The 23,105-nt window shown below is 40.9% G+C and carries 23 protein-coding genes; 15 read left to right on the top strand and 8 right to left on the bottom strand.

Annotated elements, in window-relative coordinates; genetic code table 11:
- The first annotated feature begins 177 nt into the window (after positions 1–177).
- From aspS to Q0788_RS13085, 4 genes are all read left to right on the top strand, one after another.
- A complete protein-coding gene (gene aspS / locus Q0788_RS13070) occupies positions 178–2,004 on the top strand; it encodes an aspartate--tRNA ligase (protein WP_298811430.1) in 1,827 nt (608 codons plus the stop codon).
- Between the two features lie 67 nt (positions 2,005–2,071).
- Entirely contained in the window at positions 2,072–3,103 is a 1,032-nt protein-coding gene (locus Q0788_RS13075) for a lysophospholipid acyltransferase family protein (RefSeq protein ID WP_298811382.1), read from the top strand.
- A 234-nt stretch (positions 3,104–3,337) separates the two neighbouring features.
- Positions 3,338–4,054 (top strand): glycosyltransferase, encoded by a 717-nt coding sequence (locus Q0788_RS13080; protein ID WP_298811433.1) that lies wholly within the window; start codon positions 3,338–3,340, stop codon positions 4,052–4,054.
- Between the two features lie 108 nt (positions 4,055–4,162).
- Positions 4,163–5,008, top strand: a complete 846-nt coding sequence (locus Q0788_RS13085) for a hypothetical protein (RefSeq protein WP_298811384.1) — start codon at positions 4,163–4,165, stop codon at positions 5,006–5,008.
- Between the two features lie 59 nt (positions 5,009–5,067).
- On the opposite strand, the gene Q0788_RS13090 is transcribed toward Q0788_RS13085, so the two are convergent.
- Positions 5,068–6,234 carry a glycosyltransferase gene (locus Q0788_RS13090; protein WP_298811386.1) on the bottom strand — a complete coding sequence of 389 codons (1,167 nt, stop codon included), beginning with the start codon at positions 6,232–6,234 and terminating at the stop codon, positions 5,068–5,070.
- A 59-nt stretch (positions 6,235–6,293) separates the two neighbouring features.
- Between Q0788_RS13090 and Q0788_RS13095 the strand changes: the two genes are divergently transcribed.
- The 5 genes from Q0788_RS13095 to Q0788_RS13115 all read left to right on the top strand — a co-directional run bounded on the left by Q0788_RS13095 (position 6,294) and on the right by Q0788_RS13115 (position 10,368).
- On the top strand, positions 6,294–6,431 hold the full coding sequence (locus Q0788_RS13095; protein WP_298811388.1) for a hypothetical protein: 138 nt from the start codon (positions 6,294–6,296) through the stop codon (positions 6,429–6,431).
- Between the two features lie 86 nt (positions 6,432–6,517).
- Positions 6,518–7,684 (top strand): nucleotide sugar dehydrogenase, encoded by a 1,167-nt coding sequence (locus Q0788_RS13100; RefSeq protein WP_298811389.1) that lies wholly within the window; start codon positions 6,518–6,520, stop codon positions 7,682–7,684.
- Positions 7,685–7,804: 120 nt separating this feature from the next.
- Positions 7,805–8,668, top strand: coding sequence for a hypothetical protein (locus Q0788_RS13105; protein ID WP_298811391.1), 864 nt, complete (start codon positions 7,805–7,807; stop codon positions 8,666–8,668).
- Positions 8,669–8,850: 182 nt separating this feature from the next.
- On the top strand, positions 8,851–9,624 hold the full coding sequence (locus tag Q0788_RS13110; RefSeq protein ID WP_298811393.1) for a hypothetical protein: 774 nt from the start codon (positions 8,851–8,853) through the stop codon (positions 9,622–9,624).
- A gap of 45 nt (positions 9,625–9,669) precedes the next feature.
- Complete coding sequence (locus Q0788_RS13115) at positions 9,670–10,368, top strand: putative nucleotide-diphospho-sugar transferase (protein WP_298811395.1); 699 nt, start codon at positions 9,670–9,672, stop codon at positions 10,366–10,368.
- Positions 10,369–10,509: 141 nt separating this feature from the next.
- Here the strand turns inward: Q0788_RS13115 and Q0788_RS13120 are convergent, their stop codons facing one another.
- The 5 genes from Q0788_RS13120 to glnE all read right to left on the bottom strand — a co-directional run bounded on the left by Q0788_RS13120 (position 10,510) and on the right by glnE (position 17,710).
- Complete coding sequence (locus Q0788_RS13120) at positions 10,510–11,604, bottom strand: glycosyltransferase (protein ID WP_298811397.1); 1,095 nt, start codon at positions 11,602–11,604, stop codon at positions 10,510–10,512.
- Positions 11,605–11,663: 59 nt separating this feature from the next.
- Positions 11,664–12,536, bottom strand: coding sequence for a glycosyltransferase (locus Q0788_RS13125; protein ID WP_298811400.1), 873 nt, complete (start codon positions 12,534–12,536; stop codon positions 11,664–11,666).
- Positions 12,537–12,596: 60 nt separating this feature from the next.
- A complete protein-coding gene (locus Q0788_RS13130; protein ID WP_298811403.1) occupies positions 12,597–13,433 on the bottom strand; it encodes a glycosyl transferase in 837 nt (278 codons plus the stop codon).
- 106 nt (positions 13,434–13,539) lie between these two features.
- Positions 13,540–14,469: a branched-chain amino acid transaminase gene (locus tag Q0788_RS13135; RefSeq protein ID WP_238069605.1), complete on the bottom strand. Its 930-nt coding sequence runs from the start codon at positions 14,467–14,469 to the stop codon at positions 13,540–13,542.
- A 376-nt stretch (positions 14,470–14,845) separates the two neighbouring features.
- Positions 14,846–17,710 carry a bifunctional [glutamate--ammonia ligase]-adenylyl-L-tyrosine phosphorylase/[glutamate--ammonia-ligase] adenylyltransferase gene (glnE, locus tag Q0788_RS13140; protein ID WP_298811408.1) on the bottom strand — a complete coding sequence of 955 codons (2,865 nt, stop codon included), beginning with the start codon at positions 17,708–17,710 and terminating at the stop codon, positions 14,846–14,848.
- Between the two features lie 408 nt (positions 17,711–18,118).
- Here glnE and tusD point away from each other — a divergent pair, with 408 nt between their 5' ends.
- From tusD to Q0788_RS13160, 4 genes are all read left to right on the top strand, one after another.
- A complete protein-coding gene (gene tusD, locus Q0788_RS13145; protein ID WP_298811410.1) occupies positions 18,119–18,592 on the top strand; it encodes a sulfurtransferase complex subunit TusD in 474 nt (157 codons plus the stop codon).
- Positions 18,593–18,659: 67 nt separating this feature from the next.
- The gene (locus Q0788_RS13150; RefSeq protein ID WP_057759713.1) at positions 18,660–18,983 is read left to right on the top strand and encodes a hypothetical protein; all 324 of its coding nucleotides are present in this window, start codon (positions 18,660–18,662) and stop codon (positions 18,981–18,983) included.
- A 54-nt stretch (positions 18,984–19,037) separates the two neighbouring features.
- Complete coding sequence (locus tag Q0788_RS13155; RefSeq protein WP_298811415.1) at positions 19,038–19,367, top strand: hypothetical protein; 330 nt, start codon at positions 19,038–19,040, stop codon at positions 19,365–19,367.
- 8 nt (positions 19,368–19,375) lie between these two features.
- Positions 19,376–19,720, top strand: coding sequence for a TusE/DsrC/DsvC family sulfur relay protein (locus Q0788_RS13160; RefSeq protein ID WP_298811418.1), 345 nt, complete (start codon positions 19,376–19,378; stop codon positions 19,718–19,720).
- Positions 19,721–19,852: 132 nt separating this feature from the next.
- Here the strand turns inward: Q0788_RS13160 and Q0788_RS13165 are convergent, their stop codons facing one another.
- Positions 19,853–20,413: a tRNA (cytidine(34)-2'-O)-methyltransferase gene (locus tag Q0788_RS13165; protein ID WP_298811420.1), complete on the bottom strand. Its 561-nt coding sequence runs from the start codon at positions 20,411–20,413 to the stop codon at positions 19,853–19,855.
- A gap of 257 nt (positions 20,414–20,670) precedes the next feature.
- Here Q0788_RS13165 and Q0788_RS13170 point away from each other — a divergent pair, with 257 nt between their 5' ends.
- Positions 20,671–20,811 carry an entericidin A/B family lipoprotein gene (locus Q0788_RS13170; RefSeq protein WP_057759705.1) on the top strand — a complete coding sequence of 47 codons (141 nt, stop codon included), beginning with the start codon at positions 20,671–20,673 and terminating at the stop codon, positions 20,809–20,811.
- Between the two features lie 101 nt (positions 20,812–20,912).
- Here the strand turns inward: Q0788_RS13170 and hemW are convergent, their stop codons facing one another.
- Complete coding sequence (gene hemW, locus Q0788_RS13175) at positions 20,913–22,223, bottom strand: radical SAM family heme chaperone HemW (RefSeq protein ID WP_298811436.1); 1,311 nt, start codon at positions 22,221–22,223, stop codon at positions 20,913–20,915.
- A gap of 316 nt (positions 22,224–22,539) precedes the next feature.
- On the opposite strand from hemW, the gene Q0788_RS13180 reads away from it, so the two are divergent.
- Complete coding sequence (locus Q0788_RS13180) at positions 22,540–23,028, top strand: EVE domain-containing protein (RefSeq protein ID WP_298811423.1); 489 nt, start codon at positions 22,540–22,542, stop codon at positions 23,026–23,028.
- Positions 23,029–23,105 lie beyond the last annotated feature (77 nt).

Raw genomic sequence — 23,105 nt, forward strand, 5'->3', positions numbered from 1 at the left:
ATTAGGCATAATATGCGTTTATATCAAATTTTCTGCAGCCAACGTGATGACCATATGTCTTAATCGCGTTGTTTGTGTGTTTTTTTTGCAAATAGCTTGAAACGCACAACAATGGCTGCATTATTGTACTTCGAATTGGGCTGATAACTGGATAACCATATTATGACGCAAAGCACTATGACGCATAGCGAATACCGAGACGAGTATTGCGGAGCCGTAACCGAGAGCTTGCTTGAGCAAACCATTAGTATCGTAGGCTGGGTACATCGTCGTCGCGATCACGGTGGCGTGATTTTCTTAGACATGCGTGACCGCGCGGGTATCTTACAGGTCGTGGTCGACCCTGATACCCCAGAAGCTTTCGCAGCAGCTGATGCTGTACGTCCTGAATACGTGCTAAAGATAACTGGCCGCGTACGTCGCCGTTATGAAGGTACTGAAAATAATAATATGACCAGTGGCCAAATTGAGCTATTGGGCAAAGAAATTGAAGTACTGGCTAAATCTGAAACACCGCCATTCCCATTGAATGACGAAAAAACGACTGTATCTGAAGACCTGCGTCTAAAGTATCGTTATCTTGATATGCGTCGTCCGCAAATGCAAGAGCGTATGGTGTTCCGTGCCAAGGCGACTTCAGCGATTCGTCGTTATTTAGACGATCATGGTTTCTTGGATGTTGAGACACCTATCTTGACTCGTGCAACACCTGAAGGTGCGCGTGATTACCTTGTACCATCACGTACTCGTCCAGGTAACTTCTTTGCCCTGCCGCAGTCACCACAGCTATTTAAGCAATTATTGATGGTGTCAGGTTTTGACCGTTATTATCAAATTGCTAAATGCTTCCGTGATGAAGATTTACGTGCCGATCGTCAGCCTGAATTTACTCAGGTGGATATTGAGACTTCTTTCTTGAACGAAGAAGAAATCATGAACATCAACGAAGGCCTTATCAAGCATTTGTTTAAGACCATGATGGATGTTGAGTTTGAACAGTTCCCTCGCATGACTTACGCAGAAGCAATGCGTGACTATGCATCAGACAAGCCTGACTTACGTATTCCACTAAAACTGGTCGACGTTGCAGATTTGATGAAAGATGTCGATTTCAAAGTGTTCGCAGGTCCTGCTAACGATCCTAAAGGTCGTGTGGCTGCCCTACGTATCCCTGGCGGCGCTTCATTAAGCCGTAAGCAAATCGATGCTTATACCAAGTTTGTTGGTATCTATGGCGCACGCGGTTTGGCTTACATCAAGGTCAATGACGCTAGCAGCATCAACAACGGTGTGGACAAAGAGTCTGGCCTACAGTCTCCAATCATCAAAAATATGACTGATGACGTGCTTGTGAGCTTGATCGAGCGTACTGCTGCAGAAGATGGCGACATTATCTTCTTTGGTGCGGATAAAGCAAGTGTCGTGAATGATGCAATTGGTGCATTACGCCAAAAAATCGGTCTCGATCTTGAAATGACGACTTGTGAATGGGCACCACTTTGGGTAACTGACTTCCCAATGTTTGAAGAAACTGACGATGGTCGTTGGACGTCAATGCATCATCCGTTCACTAAGCCTAAAGGCTCAGTTAAAGAACTGAAAAACAACCCAGAGTCTGCCCTTTCTATCGCTTATGACATGGTGTTGAACGGTACTGAGATTGGTGGTGGTAGCTTACGTATCAACACTTATGATATGCAGCAAGCTGTACTTGAAGCTTTGGGTATTGGTGAGCAAGAAGCTGAAGATAAATTTGGTTTCTTACTTGATGCTCTAAAATTCGGTGCGCCACCGCATGGCGGACTAGCATTTGGTTTGGATCGTTTGATCATGTTGATGGTAGGTGCAAGCTCTATCCGTGACGTTATCGCTTTCCCAAAAACCAAAACGGCTGATTGCCCATTGACCCAAGCACCTGCTGGCGTTGATAGCAAACAACTACGTGAGCTTGGTATCCGTGTGCGTGAAAAAGCACAGGCTGATACCAGCAAGCCTGCTGAATAAATCGCTTAATGATGCGCGGTTGCTGTCTACAGTGCTTGTTACGTGATTCATTACCGTGTGAGTGGTCATGAATCCGTATCATATTTTCAAAGTCGTGCCATTGTCTGTACTGCAGATGCTGGCACGTTTTGTTGCGTGGGTTATTATTAAGATACCCAGTTTAAGTATCATGCGTACCATTCAGATCAATATGGCGCTGATTACTCATACATTGTCTGAGCAGCAAAAACGGGCGCTGACCAAAGACATTATTTATCATCAATGTCTGACCAGTATTGAATCTATAAAAAGCTGGGCGATGCCTCCTGAATGGAGTATCGCTCAGATTCGTGATGTCCATAATAAAGACATTTTTTTAGAGGGTCTTGCCAATCCAAATGGCATGCTTGCTATCGTCCCGCATCTCGGCACTTGGGAGATGATGAATGCTTGGCTCAACCAGTTTGGTGCGCCAACCATTATGTATAAGCCAGTTGACGGCAAATTCGCTAACGAGTTTATCCTTCAGGGTCGAGCGCGACTTAATGCCACTTTAGTACCTACTGATGGTAGCGGCGTCAAAGCCGTGTTTAAAACGCTCAAGCAAGGTGGTTTTAGTATCGTACTGCCCGACCACGTTCCAGAGCCATCAGGCGGCGTTGTCGTTCCGTTCTTTGGTATCAAAACATTGACCAGTACACTTGCCTCAAAACTGGCCAGCAAAACCAAATGTGCGCTGGTTGGCTTATCTTGTATTCGCCGTACCGATGGACGCGGTTTTGATATTTACTGCTACAAACTCGATGATCCAGCCTTGTATGACCGCAATGCTGAAGTGGCGACTCATGCTCTCAATCAGGCTATGGAGCGTATGATTACAGACAACTACAGTCATTATATGTGGGGCTATCGACGTTTTAAGCGTATACCAAACTTAGGCAACCCTTATAAAAAAGATAAAGAGACTTTAGCAGCCTTTATTCAATCTCACCATTCTAACGTTTCTAGTCGCTCTGATAGTAATATCAACGATAGCGTTAAAAATGACAATGTTGAAAGCGACAATGTTAAAAACGATAGTACTGTTAAAAATGATAACACTAAGCTCGACAATCATTAGTCATCACCAACCTAACGTTGCACTATTTAGACGTACTATCAGTTTAAACGTTCCATCAGTCACAGCTATGCTAATATTGGCTGAACTCTATATTCTTTTACTTTTATTAGTCCTTCATTTATCTGACTATTATCTCAATACGAGTGCATTATGACATCTGACGTAACTAAGACCTCATCTACAGACCCTAAGCAAACCAGTATAAATGCTCCTGAACAGCGTTATATCATCTGTATGAAATGGGGCGACAAATATGGTCCTGAATACGTCAATCGTCTCTACAACATGGTTAGTCGACATCTAACCTTAGATTTTCAGATGGTTTGCTTGACCGATGACAGCACAGGTATTGACTCTGCGATTGCCTGTTATCCGATACCCGATATGGATTTGCCAGCAGGTCCTGAACGTGGTTGGAAAAAACTGACTACCTTTAAACCTGAGCTGTATGATTTAAAAGGTGTGGCCCTATTTTTAGATATTGATATCGTCATTGTCGATAATATCGATGCGTTTTTTACTTATCAAGCTGAGCATGAGGACAGCGTCGTCATCATCCGCGACTGGAAAAAACCTTGGCGCATGATTGGCAACAGCTCCGTCTACCGCTTTAATATTGGTATGAATACCTATCCTGATTTGCTGTCCAATTTTGAGCGGAACTTTGAAACCATTCGCACCCAAGTACGTCACGAGCAGGCTTACCTCTCTAACTATTTGCGTGAACATCATCACCTAGAGTATTGGGACAAAACATGGTGTGTTAGCTTTAAGTACCAATGTATTGCGTCACTTCCTTTTAACTTTGTACGCACACCTACTCTGCCGGATGATGCAAAAATCGTTATCTTCCATGGTGAGATTAACCCGCCAGATGCAATTGCTGGTAGTGGCGGTAAATGGTATCGGCATGTGAAGCCAAGCCCATGGTTGAAAGACCATTGGCAATAAATGCTTAGTAATTAACCATATGTAGGCAATTTATAATTAGCGTAAAGGCAGTGTATTAAGATATAAGATAGGTGAAATAAACGACTGGAAAATAGTATGGCGCTATATTTGAGATTACCTGCTACCGCTGGGTTCAACATTGATAATGAGCTCATCATTATCAATGCTTTTAATGCCAATGAACCTGAACAAAGCCTGCATGGAAAAGACGTCAATATTATCGCCTCAGGACCATCTATACAGCAGCTGCCGTTAACAGAGCTACTAGATACGCCTACTATTTTTGTTAATGGCAGTATCAGCCTGGTTGGGCAGCATCAGTTTACCGATATTGCTGGTTACGTCATCAGTGATGCGCGCTTTATCAATCATCAGCCTGAGATTTTACGGCAGTACTATACAGGGCAACCTCTATATGCAACGTTAGCTGTCTTTGAAGCGATGGCCACCACGCACCCTGATATTATGCGAACGTACCATCATGCCATGCGAGTGTTGTACCCAGTAGATAGGCCATGGGGAGTGAAGTCAAACAAGCTATCTTTTAATAAGCTGATCTTTAAGAAAAAATTACTCAATAAAAAAATGCCGCTATCGTACTTTATCAATAATCCAAACTTTATTATTGATAGTAATCATAAAGCGGCTGACATCGGCGTCTCTCTTAACATTACTCATGGATTTGTGGAAGCAGGAACCGTTGCTTATGTCGCAGCGCAATTGGCGTTTTCGCGTCAAGCAGCGTGTATTCATCTATATGGTATTGACCTGCTTAACAGTAAGCAACCACGGTTTTATGAAAATAAAAACAATAGTGCACCAAGTATGCTCAGCAAAGTCATGAACGAGCGCATTGTGCCTTCGTTTAACTTGCTCGGCAGAATCTATCAATCGCATGGTGTTCCTGTCATCAATCACTCTCCTATCTCTAAATCGCTATTCGACACTTTCTAGTTAATGACTCGCAGTTAATAACCTTTACTTAATTGCGTTTAATTAAGAACCACTACAAGTTATAAACCCTCATTTTTATCTGAATCTAAAACATAACCAAACGCTAAGTACTGTCTTGCAATATGTTCAGGCAGTAACTGCTGGTTTAGCGGCACGATATAATCTGTAAGGTTGTCTATGGCTTGATCGATGAGAGTGGCCAAGCCATCAATATCACCTACCGCAATCAAGTTCTGCTCGGGTAATAGCTCTCGTGGACCAAAAGGACAATCCGTACTGATTACTGGTACGCCCAGTGCTTGCGCCTCTACGATGACATAGCCAAAGCCTTCAAACTTAGAGGTGAGTACCATCAGTGCAGCTGATCTAATTAATGGATAAGGGTTGGTCTGGAAGCCTAAAAACTTAATACAATCGCTAATATTTAGTTGGACAGCCAACTGTTCAATCTCTGCTTCAAGCCTACCTTTACCTACTAGCACTAATGGCAGCTTTCGTTCTGTTTTGGCATACGCCTGTAGCAAGTCTCGATGACCTTTCATGTCATCAAATGAGGCGACATGTATAATGTACTCTTTATCTACTAATCCGAAATGTTCAAGATGGCTAGATGCTGCTGCTTTGGTCTTTATACCAGTAGCATCACAAGGATTATAGATTGTTGTGGTTTTGGTGATATATCCTATAAGAGCAATCAAATCTTGGTGTGCACCCTTACTCACACAGCTACAAGGATGAGCGCCATAGACCAGTTTCAAATGATTTATAGTCTGTACTGGCGACTCTAATAATTGGTTTTGGAACTGCTTAGATAGCGCCGTATGCAGTACATTTACGATGTTTGGCAACTGGCTATATGTCATAATCCAGTTTATTTTATAGATATTAGCCAGTATCAAATCTGGCTTCCCTATTTGGCTAAGCACGTAAGTGTCAATACGCTTAGCGACTGATTCGTAGGCTTGTGCTTGCGTAGATTCTGGGTCGAGATTCTGCTCAGAAAACACCTCATCATATGGCACGATGTGATATTGCACACGAGCGTCTAGTAGCATATCTTGCGTCGCTTCCAAACATAGAATATGAGTACGATAGCCCATATCTGCATAAGTGCTTGCCAACGTCGCAACCATACGCTCAGCACCGCGACCTTCAAGCGCTTTTAAAATAAATAGAATAATAGGTGGCATTGGTGTCTCAGCTTGGTTTTTTAACGGTATAGGCATGATAGGTTAGCCAAATGAATGCATCTATGGTCATAATTATTGCAGCGTTCTAACTTTATATGCTAGTCTCACCTACCGCTGGTGCTCGGCATTTACTCAGTAAAGTACGAGCAGGATTTAACGGTATCTCTATAGAGAATAAAGTCTCAGCTGATTTACCCGCATCCGTGGTAGAAAATAGCAGCGAGCAAACCTAGATTAAGTTAGCTCAAGCTTGAACTATTACTAGCAGCACCCAATCTTGGTTTAAACCAATAAAAGCTTAACATTATTTGGATGTACTATGAAAATAGCAGTAGTAGGTACAGGCTACGTAGGCTTATCGAATGCAATGCTATTGGCACAGCACAACGAAGTCGTCGCTGTCGACATTGTTCCTGAAAAAATTGACTTATTAAATGCCCAGCAGTCCCCTATTGAAGATGAAGATATTGAAGATTTTTTATCAAATAAAAAACTCAACTTTTCTGCGACACTTGGTGCATCGAAGGCCTATGTAGGGGCTGATTTTATTATTGTGGCGACACCAACTGATTATGATCCCAAGACCAATTACTTTAATACATCAACGGTAGAAGCAGTGATTGAGCAAGTGCTTTTGGTTAATCAACAAGCGACTATTATTATAAAGTCTACCGTACCAGTAGGATATACGGCAAGTATTAGAGAGCGTTATGCAACTGACCGTATTATCTTTTCACCCGAGTTTTTGCGAGAAGGTAAAGCGCTGCATGACAATCTTTACCCTTCTCGAATCATTGTAGGTGAACAGTCAGAACGGGCTCAATTATTCGCTAACTTACTACTTGAAGGTGCCATCAAAAAGGACATACCGCTACTGTTTGTAGAGCCCACTGAGGCTGAGGCTATTAAGCTATTTTCTAATACTTATTTAGCGATGCGCGTGGCCTATTTTAATGAGCTTGATACTTACGCTCAAACATTTGGGCTCGAAACCAAACAGATTATAGAAGGTATTGGGTTAGACCCACGTATTGGTGATCATTATAACAACCCATCATTTGGCTATGGTGGCTACTGTTTGCCTAAAGATACCAAACAGCTATTGGCAAATTATGACGAAGTGCCAAGCAACCTTATTAGAGCCATCGTTGATTCCAATAGTACCCGTAAAGACTTCATAGCCGATAAAATTATTGAACAAAAACCAAAAGTCGTAGGCATACACCGATTGGTTATGAAAAGCGGATCAGACAACTTTAGAGCGTCTGCTATACAAGGTATCATGAAGCGTATCAAGGCAAAAGGTATCGAAGTCGTTGTCTATGAACCTGTGTTAGAGGAGAGTCTGTTCTTTAACTCACGAGTCATAAAAGACTTAGCCGAGTTCAAAGCAGTTAGTGATGTTATCGTAGCTAATAGACTCTCTACAGATATCGAAGATGTCGCGGATAAAGTATTTACTAGGGATTTATTTGGAAGCGACTAAGTGTTAGGTAAATTACCTTGAAGCTACATTAAATTATGTTCATATTAACAGTATCGGTATGATACTTAACCTTGAGCAGTCCTCCCCACAAGACAGAACTGACCATGATGAGAACAAGAAATGATGGTTCCAAAGAGTATTAATATCGCTGTAAGTGATCAGATGTTCATGATAAAAACTTTTGACAGCCGTGAAGATAAACAAAATCTTAATGGACAAGCTGTCAATATATTTGCATCAGGTCCATCAATCTCTGAAATAAACTTTCACCAAGACTTACTTGCTATATCTAGCATTTTTGTTAACGGTAGCCTCAGTTTATTAGATAAACATTTATTTGAAAATGTTGTAGGTTATGTTATTAGTGATGAGAGGTTCATAAAACATAAACCTGACTTTTTTATAGAGAGTTATAATGGACAGCCTTTATACGCTACTATAAGCGTTGTAGAAGCTATAGCTCATCATTATCCTGAGGTAATAGAACAGTATCAAAAATCGATTAGAATTATATATGCTGTAGATAGACCATTAAACAACCTAACCCAAACAAAACCAAAGACTTTGTGGAGAAAAATATCGAATTTATTCAAAATAAGACAAAATAAAAGACTAACCCTAGCTGACTTTTCAGATCATCCAAATTTCGTTATTGATAACCAACAAACGTCTCTTCCTATTGGCGTATCACTAGATATCACCTATGGATTTGTAGAGGCTGGAACAGTCGCTTATGTGGCTGCCCAATTGGCCTTTTCACGGCAGGCTTCCACAATACATCTATATGGTATTGACTTGCTAAATAGTAATCAGCCAAGATTTTATGAAAGTAAACATGACAATGCACCCTCTAAATTAGATAAAGCTATTAGCGATCGTATCGTGCCCTCATTTGATTTACTAGGCAAAGTATATAAAGAACATAAGGTAGCAGTTATTAATCATTCTTCAGTCTCAGCATCTTTATTTAATCACTTAGATTAATTATTCTTAGATCGCTCATTTTAGGTGTTGCTGCTATTCACAATTTATTCAGATACTCCAGAGTCTATGCTAGATAAAAAGCCATTACGCTATTTATGGTTTATCAGTAGATAAATAAGTTAAACTTTGTCAAAATAATAATACTGAAATCAATGTCGCATTTATAATTAAGGTTGTATCACATGGCAGCACCAAAAAGTTGGCAAAGAAAAGCTATTCTATTATTCAAAAGTGAAAAACGGCTAAATGCAGGTAAAATTATCAAAGTTTTTGATAATAAAAGTTCTGATGAGATGAAAGCTACGACGATCACAGAATCCATGTGTGACCTAGAGGCAATATCTACTAGACCTCGAATCAAAGATTTGCAAAGTCACTTAGATAATTTGAAGCATCAATTTATCGGTCAATCAGAGCTGTGCTTTTATCATGCGACACTCGTTGTTTTATTACGCCGAGGATATAAAACAACTGAGACTTTTGCTAATTTTGAGACTTTGTGGGCTACCGAAGCGGATTATTTGCTTAAGCATTTGTCTCTTCGTTGGATTATATCAGCTTGTGATACATTTATTGATTATTCACCGAATCCAACTCGAAAAGCTATTTTGATGAACGCGACGACCTTGATAAATACTTTGCGAATTTATGAAACCAAAAAATTTTTACATATTTCTTCTAACGATCAGCCCTTACATTTAGTCCAAGAACATGTTGAAGCACTGTATAATAGCGATCTGCCTTTATACGAGGGTCTTACTTATTTTCGTGTTGGTACGGATGATACACTAAAGCATATGCGTGAGCGCTATGAAAGTTTTTATGTTACCGATGAACTTGCCACTACCATACTATTATTTATGTTTGATAAGCTTCAGCAGGGTGACAGCGCGTTTGCTACTGTACGCGCATTGCACAAAGATCATAAAACGCAATGGTGGTCAGATCCGTTGTAAAATTCTGTGCTTATTTTATCTACACCTAAACTTATAGAGTAACCAATGATTGAAATCACTTATCCCTTATTTTTTGAGAACATCAATTCGCAAGATAGCTTTATAATATGTTGTTTCTATACTGAGAGCTATCGACATCATGCTTTGAATTTGAAACAGTCTCTTGATGACTTTAATCTGGATTACTATTTTAAAGAAGTCGAAGATGCTGGGTATTGGGAAGCCAATACCCGTATAAAGCCACATTTTATTTTGGAATGTCTACAAAACTTTCCGAACAAAAATATTTTGTATTTAGATGCCGATGCACTAGTAAAAAAACCACTAGACTATTTTAATAGAATTACTGCAGATGTTGCTTTTTATAAAACTAAAGGCATGCCCGGTATGTCACATGACTACTTAGCAAGCACTATGTTCTTTAGTAATACAACTAATACTATTGCTCTGGTTGAACAGTGGATAGCTGATCAGGTAGATGGTAAACAAACACAGGTAGATCAAGATAGCCTAGACAGCGCCATGCATAAGCTTGAGAGCACCTTAAAAGTAGAAGCTCTGAATCCTGGCTACATAAAAATATTTGATAAAGACTATGATGGAGAAATTTATATTGAGCAGTATCAAGCCAGTCGTGGCCATACTAAGCTTAAAAGGCAGAAAATACGACAGCGAAATAGAGTATTAGGCGCAGTTGTGCTATTAACTACGCTAGTAGTTGCTGGCTTATTAGTTAGCCACTAAACCCCACTTTTAGTTATATATTTATACGAATATAGAGTCAGTTCAAGATAATTCAGATACAAGGAATGCGAGTGAAAGTACTAAAAATAGTAGACTAAACGAGCCTACTATTTTATCAAGTTGACTGTAGCTAGAATAGAACTAGCTGACATTATACTGAACAACTTGTAAATATTTCTGAGCAATAACTGTAGGTAATAGCCCTTCATCAAATGGAGTATAAAACTGTTGTGAATTCTCCATCGCTTGAGTTAGTTTATTTGCAATAGCATTAATATCGTTAATTGGCATTAGATTTTTTTCTGGTAACATTTCTCTAGGTCCTGATTCACAGTCAGTACTGATCACTGGAGTACCTAGCGCTAAAGCTTCTGGAATGACCATAGGACACCCTTCTCTATCCGAAGTCAATACTTTAAATTGTGCGTGTTTAATGTAAGGATAAGGATTTTCACAAAAACCCAATAAGGTAACCTTATGGCCAATTCCAAGTTCTATTATTAATTTTTCTATATCTTCTTTCAGCTTACCTTGGCCTATTAACAATAGTGACATTGACTGATCAGTCTGAGCATAAGCTTTTAGTAAAATATCATGCCGTTTGGCTTTTTTAAAACTACCAACATGGACAATATAGTCTTGGTACTCAGGAATGAATAGTTCAGCCAATCTTTTTGCTTCATCCCTATCAGTAGGATTATGAATAGCTCTGACAGAATCAGTATTTCCTATACATTTAAGTAAATCACTTTTGACTCCATCACTAACACATACACATAGATGTTTTGAATAAACATTCTTTATCTTTGACTTCAATTTATCAACATCATCTATCTGATCAAACTCATAGTATAACGATAAAGTACTATGGACAACATATACTATATTGGGCAGCTGGCTATAACAAAAAATATTATCTGAACGCTCAAGATTAGATAAAAGTAAAATAGGTTTACCAATATACTTAGCGATATAGCTATCCACTTTTTTGGCAAGAATGGTATTGCGAACTCTGCCTTTAGGTAACCAGCGATAACGTTCATAATCAATCAAGTGGTAAGTTAAATTATTATCTAAGCTAAATTCCACTTTAGGGTCAAAACGTAATACGTGTACATCAAACCCTAATTGGTGAAAAGCGCGGCCTATCGTTAAAACGAAGCGCTCAGCTCCAGCACCTTGTAGAGAGTTTATAGATAGTACAATCTTATTTTTCTTCGATGTATTGATTAGCATTTTCACTCAGTAATAGTTTTTAGTTAGATAAAATATAAATTTTTAAATGCAGATAGAGACTAGATATTAAATAAACGCTTAAAGAATGATTTCTTATTGTCGTTTTCTGGTCTGGTAATCTTATTTCCTTTATAACGTTTATTTGTCTTTTTAGGAAAAGCACCAAAAGGCTTTATTCTATAGTCTTCTAACTTATAGTCAGCTTCAAGGGCAGCTGTATAGTACCGATCAAACAATTCAGCAAGTTCAGGTCTCGGATGTGGCGTGATTTTTCCATCAAACCAATGTTTAAAACCTTCTTTCTCTACTCTTGCTAAAGAGTATTTGTGACTAAACTGCGTACCCATATCTGAATAATGTAATATTTTAATGTCTTCAATAACTTCTGCTTCACCATCTATACAGTTATAGCTGTCTCGATAAGACTCTACAAGTTGTGAGTTATTTTTGACCAAGTCCATCATTTTCTGATGCCCATCAGGGTCTTTTTTAATTTGAGCAACCGGTAATATGGTCGTTTTTGCTTTTTCGCAGTCCCATAAACAAGTACATAAACGCGTCATATTTGCTTTTGTTTTTGCAGCTACTACTGACTCTCCTCTAATAGGATGCTCCCACAGCTCATTCAAGTCGCTGAGGACAACCACATCCGCATCCATGTATATAGCTTTGCCTGAAAAGTTGCAATATTCTGGAATAGCCCATCTAAACCCTGAAAAAGGTGTGGCCCACTTTGTTGTATTCCATCCTTCATTAGTTTCAGGATTAGAATACCAATAGCTTTCAGGATCGCGCGATAACTGCATCCATATAATCTCAACCGGTACACTCGTATGCATATGAATACTATAGTCGAGTACCATCATCTGCTCTAAATCGCAGTTATTAGGATCGCAACCTACAAAAACTTTGATGACGTCATTTGGTTTCATAATACCACCTGTGATTTAACAAATACTTTTATGAGCTATCTCATAATTATCGTGTTGATGTTACTCTTGCCAATACTTTTTCACCCAATCTACGGGCAAGATGAAATGGCGCAAATGACGTATAGGATGCTTCATATTTTTAGGATTTTTTAGAGCCTTGAGGTGATCTTTTACATTATTAGCAGATTTAGATGTGTACTGTCCATTGATAGCGTTAGTAGGATATAGTCCACCAGGGAAAATAATTATACGTGCCCCTTTAGGTATTTTTGGTGCTTTAAAATAGTTGAATGGAAACGGTTGGCGACATTTACGTCTAAAGTGTGCCACCCATGCCTTTGGAAACAGCTTCACGCCACCTGGTGCATTGCGGGTGACAAAGCGTTGCTCAAAACGATACTCATCAGCGATACCTTGTGGATCAGCTTTGAACTTCTCTTGTAATGAGACAAGCGACCCGACCTTGAATCTAAAGCAAGACGTTTGCCCTAGGCGCTCTAATGGATTACTTGGGTTATAAGACAAGATAACATCATTTGGCTCGCCATATTCAAAGAAAGGATCGAGACTATCGACGATAATCACATCCAAATCTACAAATAATACTGTCCCTGTCAAATCACCGAGCTTTTCACCCCACAAACGAGATTTAGGCCACTTTCCTAACGTATTCGTTGGCATAGTGACATCTAATGGTGGCAATTCTTGACATTCGATTTCTGGACGTACGTCAGTCGTATCGTCCGTAAAACAGACAAAGCGAAACGGTGGTGTAATATTACGAGATACCATACCATATAGTTTATTGGCGTAATCAGCACCGTACTTTGTACCCCACTTAATACAAATAATTTGTTTGATATTTTTATTATCGGCTGTACTAGAATCTATTGGCATTGACTGCTCACTTTAATCGTATGAATAAATATGATGGCTATATTAGCATAAAAAAAAGACTGAACAATTATGTTCAGCCTTTTTGGTCTTTAAAGTAACGTCATTATCAATCAATAAAGCTTAACCAATCCATATATTTCTCATTACGACCATGAACCACATCAAAGTATAGGGTCTGTAGTTTTTCAGTCAATGGACCGCGGCCACCATTACCGATGATGCGATCGTCATATTCACGAATAGGCGTCACTTCAGCAGCAGTACCTGTCATAAATATCTCGTCAGCTAAGTAAAACTCATCACGAGTGATACGGCGTTCGATGACATTGATACCTAGGTCAGCTGCGAACTGCAAGATAGTACGACGGGTGATACCGTCTAATGCACCACCTGATAGGTCTGGCGTATGTAGCTCACCATTTTTTACCAAGAATAAGTTTTCGCCTGCGCCCTGACATACAAACCCTTGTGGATCCATTAAGATAGCTTCGTCATAGCCATTACGCGTCACTTCTTGGTTGGCCATAATAGACACAGGATAGTTACTAGAGGCTTTAGCCTTGCACATAGTCACGTTTGGCATGTGATGTGTATATGATGACGTTTTTACACGGATACCGTTTTTGATGCCCTCTTCACCAAGATAAGCACCCCAATGCCAAGCAGCAACCATTGCATTGATGCTGTTGTCACGTGAAGACAATCCAAGTTTTTCTGCACCTACCCAAATGAGCGGACGAATATAAGCTTCTGCCAAGTTGTTTTGCTTGACCACATCCTTGTGTGCTTGCTCTAGAGTGGCAGCATCAAAAGGAACGTCCATTTGAAAGATTTTGGCTGAGCCAAGGAGACGCTCGGTATGTTCTTTTAAGCGGAAAATAGCAGTGCGATTATCCGCTGTTTGGTAAGCGCGTACGCCTTCAAACACAGCCATACCGTAATGCAAGCTATGTGTAAGCACATGAACTTTAGCATCTGGCTGTTCGATCATCGTGCCATTCATCCAAAGCTTACCATCTTGTGTTGCCATATTCATTTTATTGTCCTTATGCTAGCACTGACGTCTAACTTTTTTTAGGTAGGTTTTATTTAACAGTATTGATCAACATCGTATGATAACACCGCAGCGTCAATTTTTATTGCCTAAACGACAGCTTCATTATGACAAACGACTGACAGTGCTATGATGATGTGTGACCGATTATATCACTGGCCGTCTTGGCAAATGAAATCTTTTGGTTTGGCACTATATGGTTTTTAATTATATCGTTCCTAGCTACCAATTCTATCCATAGTTTTTGTTCATAGCTTTTATTGATAGCTTTTGTTCATAGCTTCTATTTATCGTAACGCATTACAGTTTAAGCGTCTCTTGGACTATCGGCAAGGCCTTAATCATACAAGTTTCGATATTACTCGTCATCTGTCTCCACGCCCATGAGATGCTGCCATTGTGACTGTACTAACGCTCGCGTCTCCTGCCACAATGACTCATCAACGAGCAAAGACTGCTCTGATAGAGCTAACTGATGCGTGGCAGCACGAATCCTTAGATAGGCATCGGTCAAATCCTGACAGACTTGGTCATCCCAAATACCAAGCAAAGCAACTTCTGCGAAAATTCGCACATTATCGCTCCACTTGGTCAAACTTGGATATTCATGTGAGTAAGCCAATACGGCAAACTGTGCTAAGAACTCAATGTCTACAATCCCGCCTGCATCTTGTTTAAGATGAAACTTGCCCGCTTCCTGTTGCCATTGACTTGTGCCTAGATGCTTTTGCATTTTGATACGCATGCTGGTGACTTCACTACGTACTTGATCCAGTGTCCGTGGCAACGACAAGACATCGCGGCGAATATCGCAAAAGCGTGCAGTGACTCGTCTGTCCCCGCAAATCGCACGAGCACGTACCAACGCTTGATGCTCCCATGACCATGCTTTATCCATTTGATAGGTTTCAAACGCATGACAAGACACCACCATCATGCCAGCATTTCCTGAAGGTCGTAGACGCATATCAATCTCATAGGCACGGCCATCACGGGTTTGAGTATTGAGATAATTCATCAGTTTTTGTACAAGACGCGCGGCAAACTTCATACCACTGACTGATTTTTCACCAGTGGTCATGCCCTGCTCTTTTATCTTATGTAAGAATACCAAGTCCAAATCTGAAGAATACGATAACTCTAAGCCACCAAGCTTGCCATAACCGATAATCGCAAAGCCGCAGTCCGCTTCAGTGACTGGATCGCCATCTTGGCCAATAGGATACCCATAACGATTAACAATCTCTGCAAAAGCACGCTCCAATGCGGCTTCTAGTACGACCTCAGCGATGTAAGTTAGTGAATCTGACACTTTCATAATTGGACGTTCAGCCAATACATCACTAGCAGCGACCGCCAACACTTGATTCTTTTTAAACAGACGTAGGACGCTCAATAGCTCTTCTTCATCGTTTGGCTCGACGCGTAGTAATTGTTGGCGTAAGATATCACGCAGCTCACGCTTATCTGGCAGATGACGATAACGCTGCTGCAAAAAAGTATCCAATAGTACAGGGTACTGGGCCAACTCTTTTGCGATCCACGGGCTGGCAGATAGCATTGGAATCAGCTCAATCGTTGCATTGGGGTTTTCAGCAATCATGACCAAATAGATAGAACGGCGGCAAATCGCTTCAAGCAGTGAGATCAATCTTGGTAAAGCAGTATTGGCAAGTTGCTGCTGTTCTTGATGCGCTAACAACGCATGGACAATGACAGGATATGCGTCGTCTAAACGCTCTCTGGCTTCATCACTTAAATTAGCCACCATTTTTGATTGCCAAAAATTCTGTAGTACCTCGCGATTTTCTTTTGTTAGCACTTCATTTAAACGGGCAATTTGCTCATCTAAGTGCTCTGGCTCTAGGTCGGTATCTTCGTTATCAGGTATTTGACGCTCAGTGACCATACGCTCAAACGGCACATTGACACTCTCGCGATGACGATTAAGCTGGTCTAATAAGGCATGCCAGTTTTCAAAATTCAGCGTCACTGCTAGATTATGCTGCCATTGCTCATCGTGTGGTAAGCGCTGGGTCTGTTGGTCATTAATCGCTTGAATAGCATGCTCAAGCCGGCGTAAGAACCGATACGCGGCCTGTAGCTGCTCATAAGTTGAATGCTCCAGATAGCCAAGCTCACATAATACTTGCATCGCTTGCAAGCAAGGTTTGATTTGCAGCTGTGGATGCCGGCCGCCATAGATAAGTTGGAATGCCTGTACGATAAACTCAATATCTCTAATACCACCTGCGCCAAGCTTGATATTGTCCAAGTCTTCACGCTGTGCAACTTGATTTTGAATAAGAGATTTCATCTCTCTCAATGCCGAAAACGCACTGTAGTCCACGTAATAACGAAAGACAAATGGCTTAATCAGCGCTTGTATTTCTTCGTAAAATGGCTGGTCTATTTGTCCGACTACGCGCGCTTTTAACCAAGCAAAACGCTCCCATGCACGTCCATGCATTGTAAAGTACTTTTGCAATGCAGACAGATGAATGGCCAAATCACTTCCATCACCCCATGGACGTAAGCGCATATCTACTCGAAAGACAAAACCGTCAGCGGTCTTGTTATCAAGCAGTTTAATGATGCCTTGACCCAATCTGGTCATAAAGCGTTTGTTATCTATGCTACGTGTGCCTTTTTCTTTATCGCCATTGGTCTCGCCACGCGCTTGATGCACAAAGATTAGGTCAATATCACTTGATAAATTCAGTTCTTGCGCACCAAGTTTACCCATGGCCATGATTGCCATATCATCAATCTGTACATTGCCTTGTTCATTGATAAAGGTCGGCTCACCATATTTAGCAACCAAGTGCTGATAAGTGTAATCTTTAGCAAAAGAGATACAGCCATCTGCAAACTCAGACAACTCATCGGTCAGCTGCTCCAGACTGATCGTTTGCAAGGCATCTTGCCAAATCCAGCGCATCATCAGTAGCGTCCGCAAGTGACGCAGACCACTCATGACCTTGGTTTCATCAGCGAGTTGATAGTTCTCGTCTAACGTATAATCTTGTATCAGATCATCGATTTGCTGGCGGGTCAGCGTACTATTCAATGGATAGCTACGCAAAAACGTCTGACATGAAACGGTTCGACTTTCCCAAATCTGATAAGCAAATTCGCTCGCTGTCTGCAGGACTTGCAGTTGTTCTACGGTAGGCTGATAATCTGTACCATTGTTCACACGTGAGGGCATAGCAGGTAACATAGTGACAAAAACTCCTTACATAGAATGGTAAGACTACGTGAACCTAGCTCATAAGTTTATTGTTTTTTCTTACGAGGCAGTCACAGCATCAAATAATAATATTCAGTGTGCCTACACTTGAGATAAAACCACGTTAAATAACAGTGACTCTATTTGGTTTGCGGCGCTTTATGTTAGCATAAACAACTTTGATAGAGACGACGCACCTCTCTTTTATGACATAACGATATTTGATATGACAGTATGATCCGCTGTATGTCTCATTATCAGTATAAATTCTGTTTTCTGTCATGCAAATTTGCACACAAGCACTATAATAATAACGACCAAATTACTTTATACAAAGCATTTATAGCAACTCGGCCATAATTTCTAAACTCTTATTTATAATATGTGATACTGCGCCTTATGACGACCACTCCCCCGTTACTACTGATTACTGCTGACCCTAGTCACCCACTAGCACACTTGGCGTTACGCTATGCACGCGCTTACCTGAAGGGCGCAGCGAATAGTCATGATATTGATAACAATGACACTAATAGTACAGGTACAGGTACAGGCAGCAGCGATAATGCTACCTCTGAACAACTCCTACTCAATGTCTTCTTTTATGGGGATTCGGCTCACATAGCCAATCGATTACGTTGGCAGTCAGCCGATCAATTAGACTTGACCAAAGAATGGCAGTCATTGGCTGAGCAGTATCAATTACCCCTGCCTGTTTGTGTCAGTACAGCCCTTAGCCGCGGTGTGAGTGATATAGACAACAGCTCACGCCATCAGCTTGACGGTACCAATCTTGCGACAGGGTTTACCTTAGTGGGACTCAGTGAACTTGCGATGATGATGCAGGACGACTGTCGTTTGATACAGTTTTGATAGCATGTCGTTTGATAGTTTGTCTATTAAGATCACTGGTAGCGGTAACTATTTTTAGGAATACATAATGAGATTATTAATTCAGCTGCACACGCCCACTGAAGCAGCAAGCTACGAAGGTTGTGCGCTTGCGCTAACTCTAGCGACATTTGGTCATGAGGTGCAACTATTCTTAGATGCACCTGTCTTTGGCTTATTGATGCAATCTGACTCGCGACTGCATGGCATGATTCAATCACTTGAGCTTTACGATATGCCAGCAGCTTGGCTACCTGATGACGTCTTTAGTGGCTGGGTCACTGGTATGTTGCCGACAGATCTGGCATCACAGCTTACACTCGTGCCAGAGGTCATCAACGCACAAGACTTTGAGCAGATACTTACCTTTTAAGACGCTGTATAACTTAGATTTATAAAATAATAAAGCACGTAATCGGACACCTTTATGGCAACTTTATATCAATTGCATAGCACGATGGCTACCCTTAGACGCAGCACCGAAGAGATGTCTCGCACTTGGCGCACGGGCGACAGTATTCTCTTGCTTGGCAGCACCCCTGCTTTTATCGACTGGCTCAATGCTTATTTAAATGATAGCGATATAGAGGATATTGCTGGTATTTACGCATTAGCAGATGACATCGCACAGCTCACAGCAAATACAACTGGCAAGCTTAATTTAGAGACTAAGTTGACTGCTATTTTAAACGACGCAGAATGGGTGAATCTGACTCAAGACAGTTCGTTTGACAAAGTGATGACGATTGCCTTATGAGTAATGATATGACCACTCACAACGCTGCATTATCAGCGGCTGATATCGAATTAGATCAAGACGGCCATCTGTGTGACCATACGATTTGGACACCTGTTATCGCGCAGCAATTGGCAGACACATTAGAGGTCAATCTGAGCGACGAGCATTTAGAAGTTTTGCAACAAGTGCGCGCGTTTTTTGACAAATTTAATCACGCGCCAGCAACCCGTCCATTAATCAAATGGCTGCAAAAGACTTTGCCAGATCAAGATATTAGCAATCAAAAGCTACAGCAATTGTTTAATACAGGTTTGGTTGCGCGTCATGTCAATCGCTTAGCAGGACTACCCAAACCACCAAACTGTTTATAAGTACTTTATAGACGATAAGATAAGATACGATTGATGTCGCACTAGAAACTTATCATATGCTTTGAGCAGTGTATAACTGCTCATTTGGTACGCAACCTTTTTTAAATACGCAACGGTCTTTTAAACTTGACGCTATTTTGGGTCGTAGACTGTCAAAGTTTCGTAACCAACGCTACGACCTTCATCGCCTGAAAATCCTTGCTGTCGCCATATCTCGTACAGACAAATGGCTACGCTATTTGATAAGTTCAAACTACGCGAGTCAGCTAGCATGGGTAGTCTTAGCCAATTATCAGCACCGATATCTTCACGTATATCATCTGCCAAACCTGCTGTCTCAGAACCGAAAACCAGCGCGATATTGGGCATAGCAGCCTTATCAGATGCTTCAGAGTCCGAGTGCTTACCAAAGTCATAATCGTAGAATGGTTTGCTTAGCTTGGTTGTCAATGCGGTAACGACATGGCAGTCAGCGGCTTTTAGCGCTTGTCTCGCAGCTGTCCAATCGTCATGCACTTGCAAATGAGCATATTCATGGTAATCGAGACCTGCGCGGCGTAGCTTTTTATCATCAAGCTCAAATCCTAAAGGTCTAACTAAGTGCAGCTGTGCTCCGCTATTGGCACACAGTCGAATAATATTGCCAGTGTTGCTCGGCATTTTTGGTGCTACTAGCACGATATGAATGGTCATTCTTACTCCAAAAATATTCAGCGCTCTATTATTTAAATTTATGAGCGGTAGGTAATCGAAAGTTACAGTTTACTGCCAATAATTACATTTTGATACTGTGCAGCGTTTTTAACTTTCACTATGATGTCTGTAATGGATAACGCGATAGCATTTATGTATGACTGTCTCATCCAATACCCCTTCAGTGAAGCTTAAGCACGATGCTTAGCGTCACTGTTGTTATTTATAACCATTCATTTATCTTTGAGGATACTATTATGAAAAAAGTAATCATCGCATCTTTAACTGCTATGTTCGTTCTAACTGGTTGCAACACGTTCAAAGGCTTTGGCCAAGACGTATCAAGCGCTGGTGATGCTGTAACTGGCGGCGCACAAGAAGTACAAAACAAAATCTAAGGTCTGCTTTTTTTAGATTTTCAAAAGGGCTTATCATTTATTTGATAAGCCTTTTTTGTGTTCTTACTTCGCTGTTATTAAACAATCGCCCAAGCACGATTTTATAAAAACGCGCGTAATATCTGATTGAGATAACGCTGTCCTAATACGGTCGGTTGCAACTGCGTATCACTATCTACCAACAATCCTTGTTTGACCAGACTGTTCACTTGTTCAGCAATACTATCAAGCGTTAATCCAGTTCTCTTTTCAAACATAGACCAAGCGACACCGCCATGTAAGCGCAGTGCGTTTAGCATAAACTCGCTCACCAACTCTTCTTGATCAATCGCTTGCCAGCCAACCATCTTTGGTGTGATTTGGCGTATATCAGACATCTCCGTGGCATCTGGATTCATTACTACATAATCTTTTGGCAAACGTGATTTGCTAAAACGATAGATACCTGACGCTACTAACAAGTGATCTTCCATTTTATCTTTTACGTCTGACGAGTTACTACCATTGCTATCGTTACAACCAATCGTTACTTTGCCATGAGCTCCAGCGCCAATAGCTAAATAGTCGCCAAACTGCCAATAGTTGATATTATGACGACATGGTTTGTCTGACGCACCTGCCCATGCTGATACCTCATAATTGCTATAACCTAATTGCTGTAATAACGCTTGCCCTGCTTGTTCGATATCTGCCAAATTGTCTTCATCGGGTAAAATAGGCTGGCTACGGTAAAACACGGTATTTGGCTCAATAGTCAGTTGATACCAAGAGATATGCGTTGCACCAGCATCATGCGCCATTTGGATATCTTCTAGCGCTTCATTCATGGTTTGCTGCGGTAGACCGTGCATCAGGTCGACGTTGACCCGTTCAAATCCAGCCGCTTTAGCAGCGCGAATTGCTGATAACGCTTGTACAGGATCATGGATACGTCCTAGTACCTTTAGCTTGTCAGCAGCGAAGCTCTGTACGCCGATAGACAGACGATTGATACCAACTTCTAAATACTGAGCAAATGGTGCATGCTCAAGTGTGCCGGGATTGGCCTCCATCGTGACTTCGATGTCTTCTGCAAATTCAAAACATGTACGTAACCCAGTAAACAATCTCTGATACTGAGTGATAGGTAGCAAAGACGGCGTACCACCACCGATAAATATCGAACCAATTTTTCGGTTCTGAGCTAAAGGTTGCTGCATTGCGGCATCTAACAGTAACGCATCGACGTATTCCTCATACATGGATAGCTCACTGTCCATCGGTAGCTCATGCGAATTAAAATCGCAATAAGGACATTTCTTCACACACCACGGAATGTGAATGTAAAGAGACAATGGAATGTCGGTCACGTCTACCGCGATAGTATCCGTCGTTGGTTCAGTAAGACTTAACGTATTCAGGTCATTTAGCATACTGTCTGTATTCACTTTGGGCATAAATAAACTTATTTTGTAGTGAGCAATAATGATCGATATCAAAAGTAACGCTAGGATAGCGACTAGATGAGATAAAGAAAAGCCTATCTATTATAAAATTATTAACAAAAACACGTAGAAACGTCCTATTCACTATGGCAACTTATGGGCAGTATATAGAGAGTCTGTTAAAAATAGCCTCTACTAAAAACAGAAACTATTAAGAACGGGGTTGAGAGCGAGCTAAGAGAAACTAACCCTAATAATTTTAAGCACAAATTGAAAAACAAACAAAAAATCGAATGACAAATATATGGCGTATTGGTTAATGAAATCCAACCCTAAATTTTTTGGTATTGAAGATTTGCAGCGCTTGGGCACCGACGGTTGGGACGGCGTTCGCAACTATCGCGCACGTAATTTTATGCGTGATGATATGAAAGTTGGTGACAAGGTATTCTTTTATCACTCTAGTGCCAAGCCGTCTGGAGTCGCTGGTATTATGAGAGTCACTACAGCAGGGTTTCCTGATCCTACTCAGTTTCACCCTGAACACCGTCACTATGATCCTATTGCGACTGAAGAGGAACCTCGCTGGTATATGGTCGATCTTACTTTTGAGCAAGCTTTTACAGAGGTGTTGCCACTATCAGAGCTAAAATTTTTGCCAACTTTGGAAGATTCGTTATTACTAAGGAAAGGCTGTCAGCAGTTAACAGTGATTCCATTAGAGCCCAAACATTGGCGAGCGATTATGGATATGGCAGAGACACTTGAGTTGTTACCGGAGCAGACTCATTGAATTGGCTATTGGCTATTGGCTATTGGCTATTGGCTATTGGCTATTGGCTATTGGCTATTGGCTATTGGCTATTGGCT

The organism is uncultured Psychrobacter sp. (genome assembly GCF_947500265.1).
GTDB lineage: Bacteria > Pseudomonadota > Gammaproteobacteria > Pseudomonadales > Moraxellaceae > Psychrobacter.

Bases quoted from the DNA above. Each gene is read 5' to 3' on its own strand.
- aspS (WP_298811430.1), top strand. From the start codon at position 178: ATGACGCATAGCGAATACCGAGACGAGTATTGCGGAGCCGTAACCGAG.
- Q0788_RS13075 (WP_298811382.1), top strand. From the start codon at position 2,072: ATGAATCCGTATCATATTTTCAAAGTCGTGCCATTGTCTGTACTGCAG.
- Q0788_RS13080 (WP_298811433.1), top strand. From the start codon at position 3,338: ATGAAATGGGGCGACAAATATGGTCCTGAATACGTCAATCGTCTCTAC.
- Q0788_RS13090 (WP_298811386.1), bottom strand. From the start codon at position 6,234: ATGCCTATACCGTTAAAAAACCAAGCTGAGACACCAATGCCACCTATT.
- Q0788_RS13095 (WP_298811388.1), top strand. From the start codon at position 6,294: ATGCTAGTCTCACCTACCGCTGGTGCTCGGCATTTACTCAGTAAAGTA.
- Q0788_RS13100 (WP_298811389.1), top strand. From the start codon at position 6,518: ATGAAAATAGCAGTAGTAGGTACAGGCTACGTAGGCTTATCGAATGCA.
- Q0788_RS13105 (WP_298811391.1), top strand. From the start codon at position 7,805: ATGATGGTTCCAAAGAGTATTAATATCGCTGTAAGTGATCAGATGTTC.
- Q0788_RS13110 (WP_298811393.1), top strand. From the start codon at position 8,851: ATGGCAGCACCAAAAAGTTGGCAAAGAAAAGCTATTCTATTATTCAAA.
- Q0788_RS13115 (WP_298811395.1), top strand. From the start codon at position 9,670: ATGATTGAAATCACTTATCCCTTATTTTTTGAGAACATCAATTCGCAA.
- Q0788_RS13120 (WP_298811397.1), bottom strand. From the start codon at position 11,604: ATGCTAATCAATACATCGAAGAAAAATAAGATTGTACTATCTATAAAC.
- Q0788_RS13125 (WP_298811400.1), bottom strand. From the start codon at position 12,536: ATGAAACCAAATGACGTCATCAAAGTTTTTGTAGGTTGCGATCCTAAT.
- Q0788_RS13130 (WP_298811403.1), bottom strand. From the start codon at position 13,433: ATGCCAATAGATTCTAGTACAGCCGATAATAAAAATATCAAACAAATT.
- Q0788_RS13135 (WP_238069605.1), bottom strand. From the start codon at position 14,469: ATGAATATGGCAACACAAGATGGTAAGCTTTGGATGAATGGCACGATG.
- glnE (WP_298811408.1), bottom strand. From the start codon at position 17,710: ATGTTACCTGCTATGCCCTCACGTGTGAACAATGGTACAGATTATCAG.
- tusD (WP_298811410.1), top strand. From the start codon at position 18,119: ATGACGACCACTCCCCCGTTACTACTGATTACTGCTGACCCTAGTCAC.
- Q0788_RS13150 (WP_057759713.1), top strand. From the start codon at position 18,660: ATGAGATTATTAATTCAGCTGCACACGCCCACTGAAGCAGCAAGCTAC.
- Q0788_RS13155 (WP_298811415.1), top strand. From the start codon at position 19,038: ATGGCAACTTTATATCAATTGCATAGCACGATGGCTACCCTTAGACGC.
- Q0788_RS13160 (WP_298811418.1), top strand. From the start codon at position 19,376: ATGACCACTCACAACGCTGCATTATCAGCGGCTGATATCGAATTAGAT.
- Q0788_RS13165 (WP_298811420.1), bottom strand. From the start codon at position 20,413: ATGACCATTCATATCGTGCTAGTAGCACCAAAAATGCCGAGCAACACT.
- Q0788_RS13170 (WP_057759705.1), top strand. From the start codon at position 20,671: ATGAAAAAAGTAATCATCGCATCTTTAACTGCTATGTTCGTTCTAACT.
- hemW (WP_298811436.1), bottom strand. From the start codon at position 22,223: ATGCTAAATGACCTGAATACGTTAAGTCTTACTGAACCAACGACGGAT.
- Q0788_RS13180 (WP_298811423.1), top strand. From the start codon at position 22,540: ATGGCGTATTGGTTAATGAAATCCAACCCTAAATTTTTTGGTATTGAA.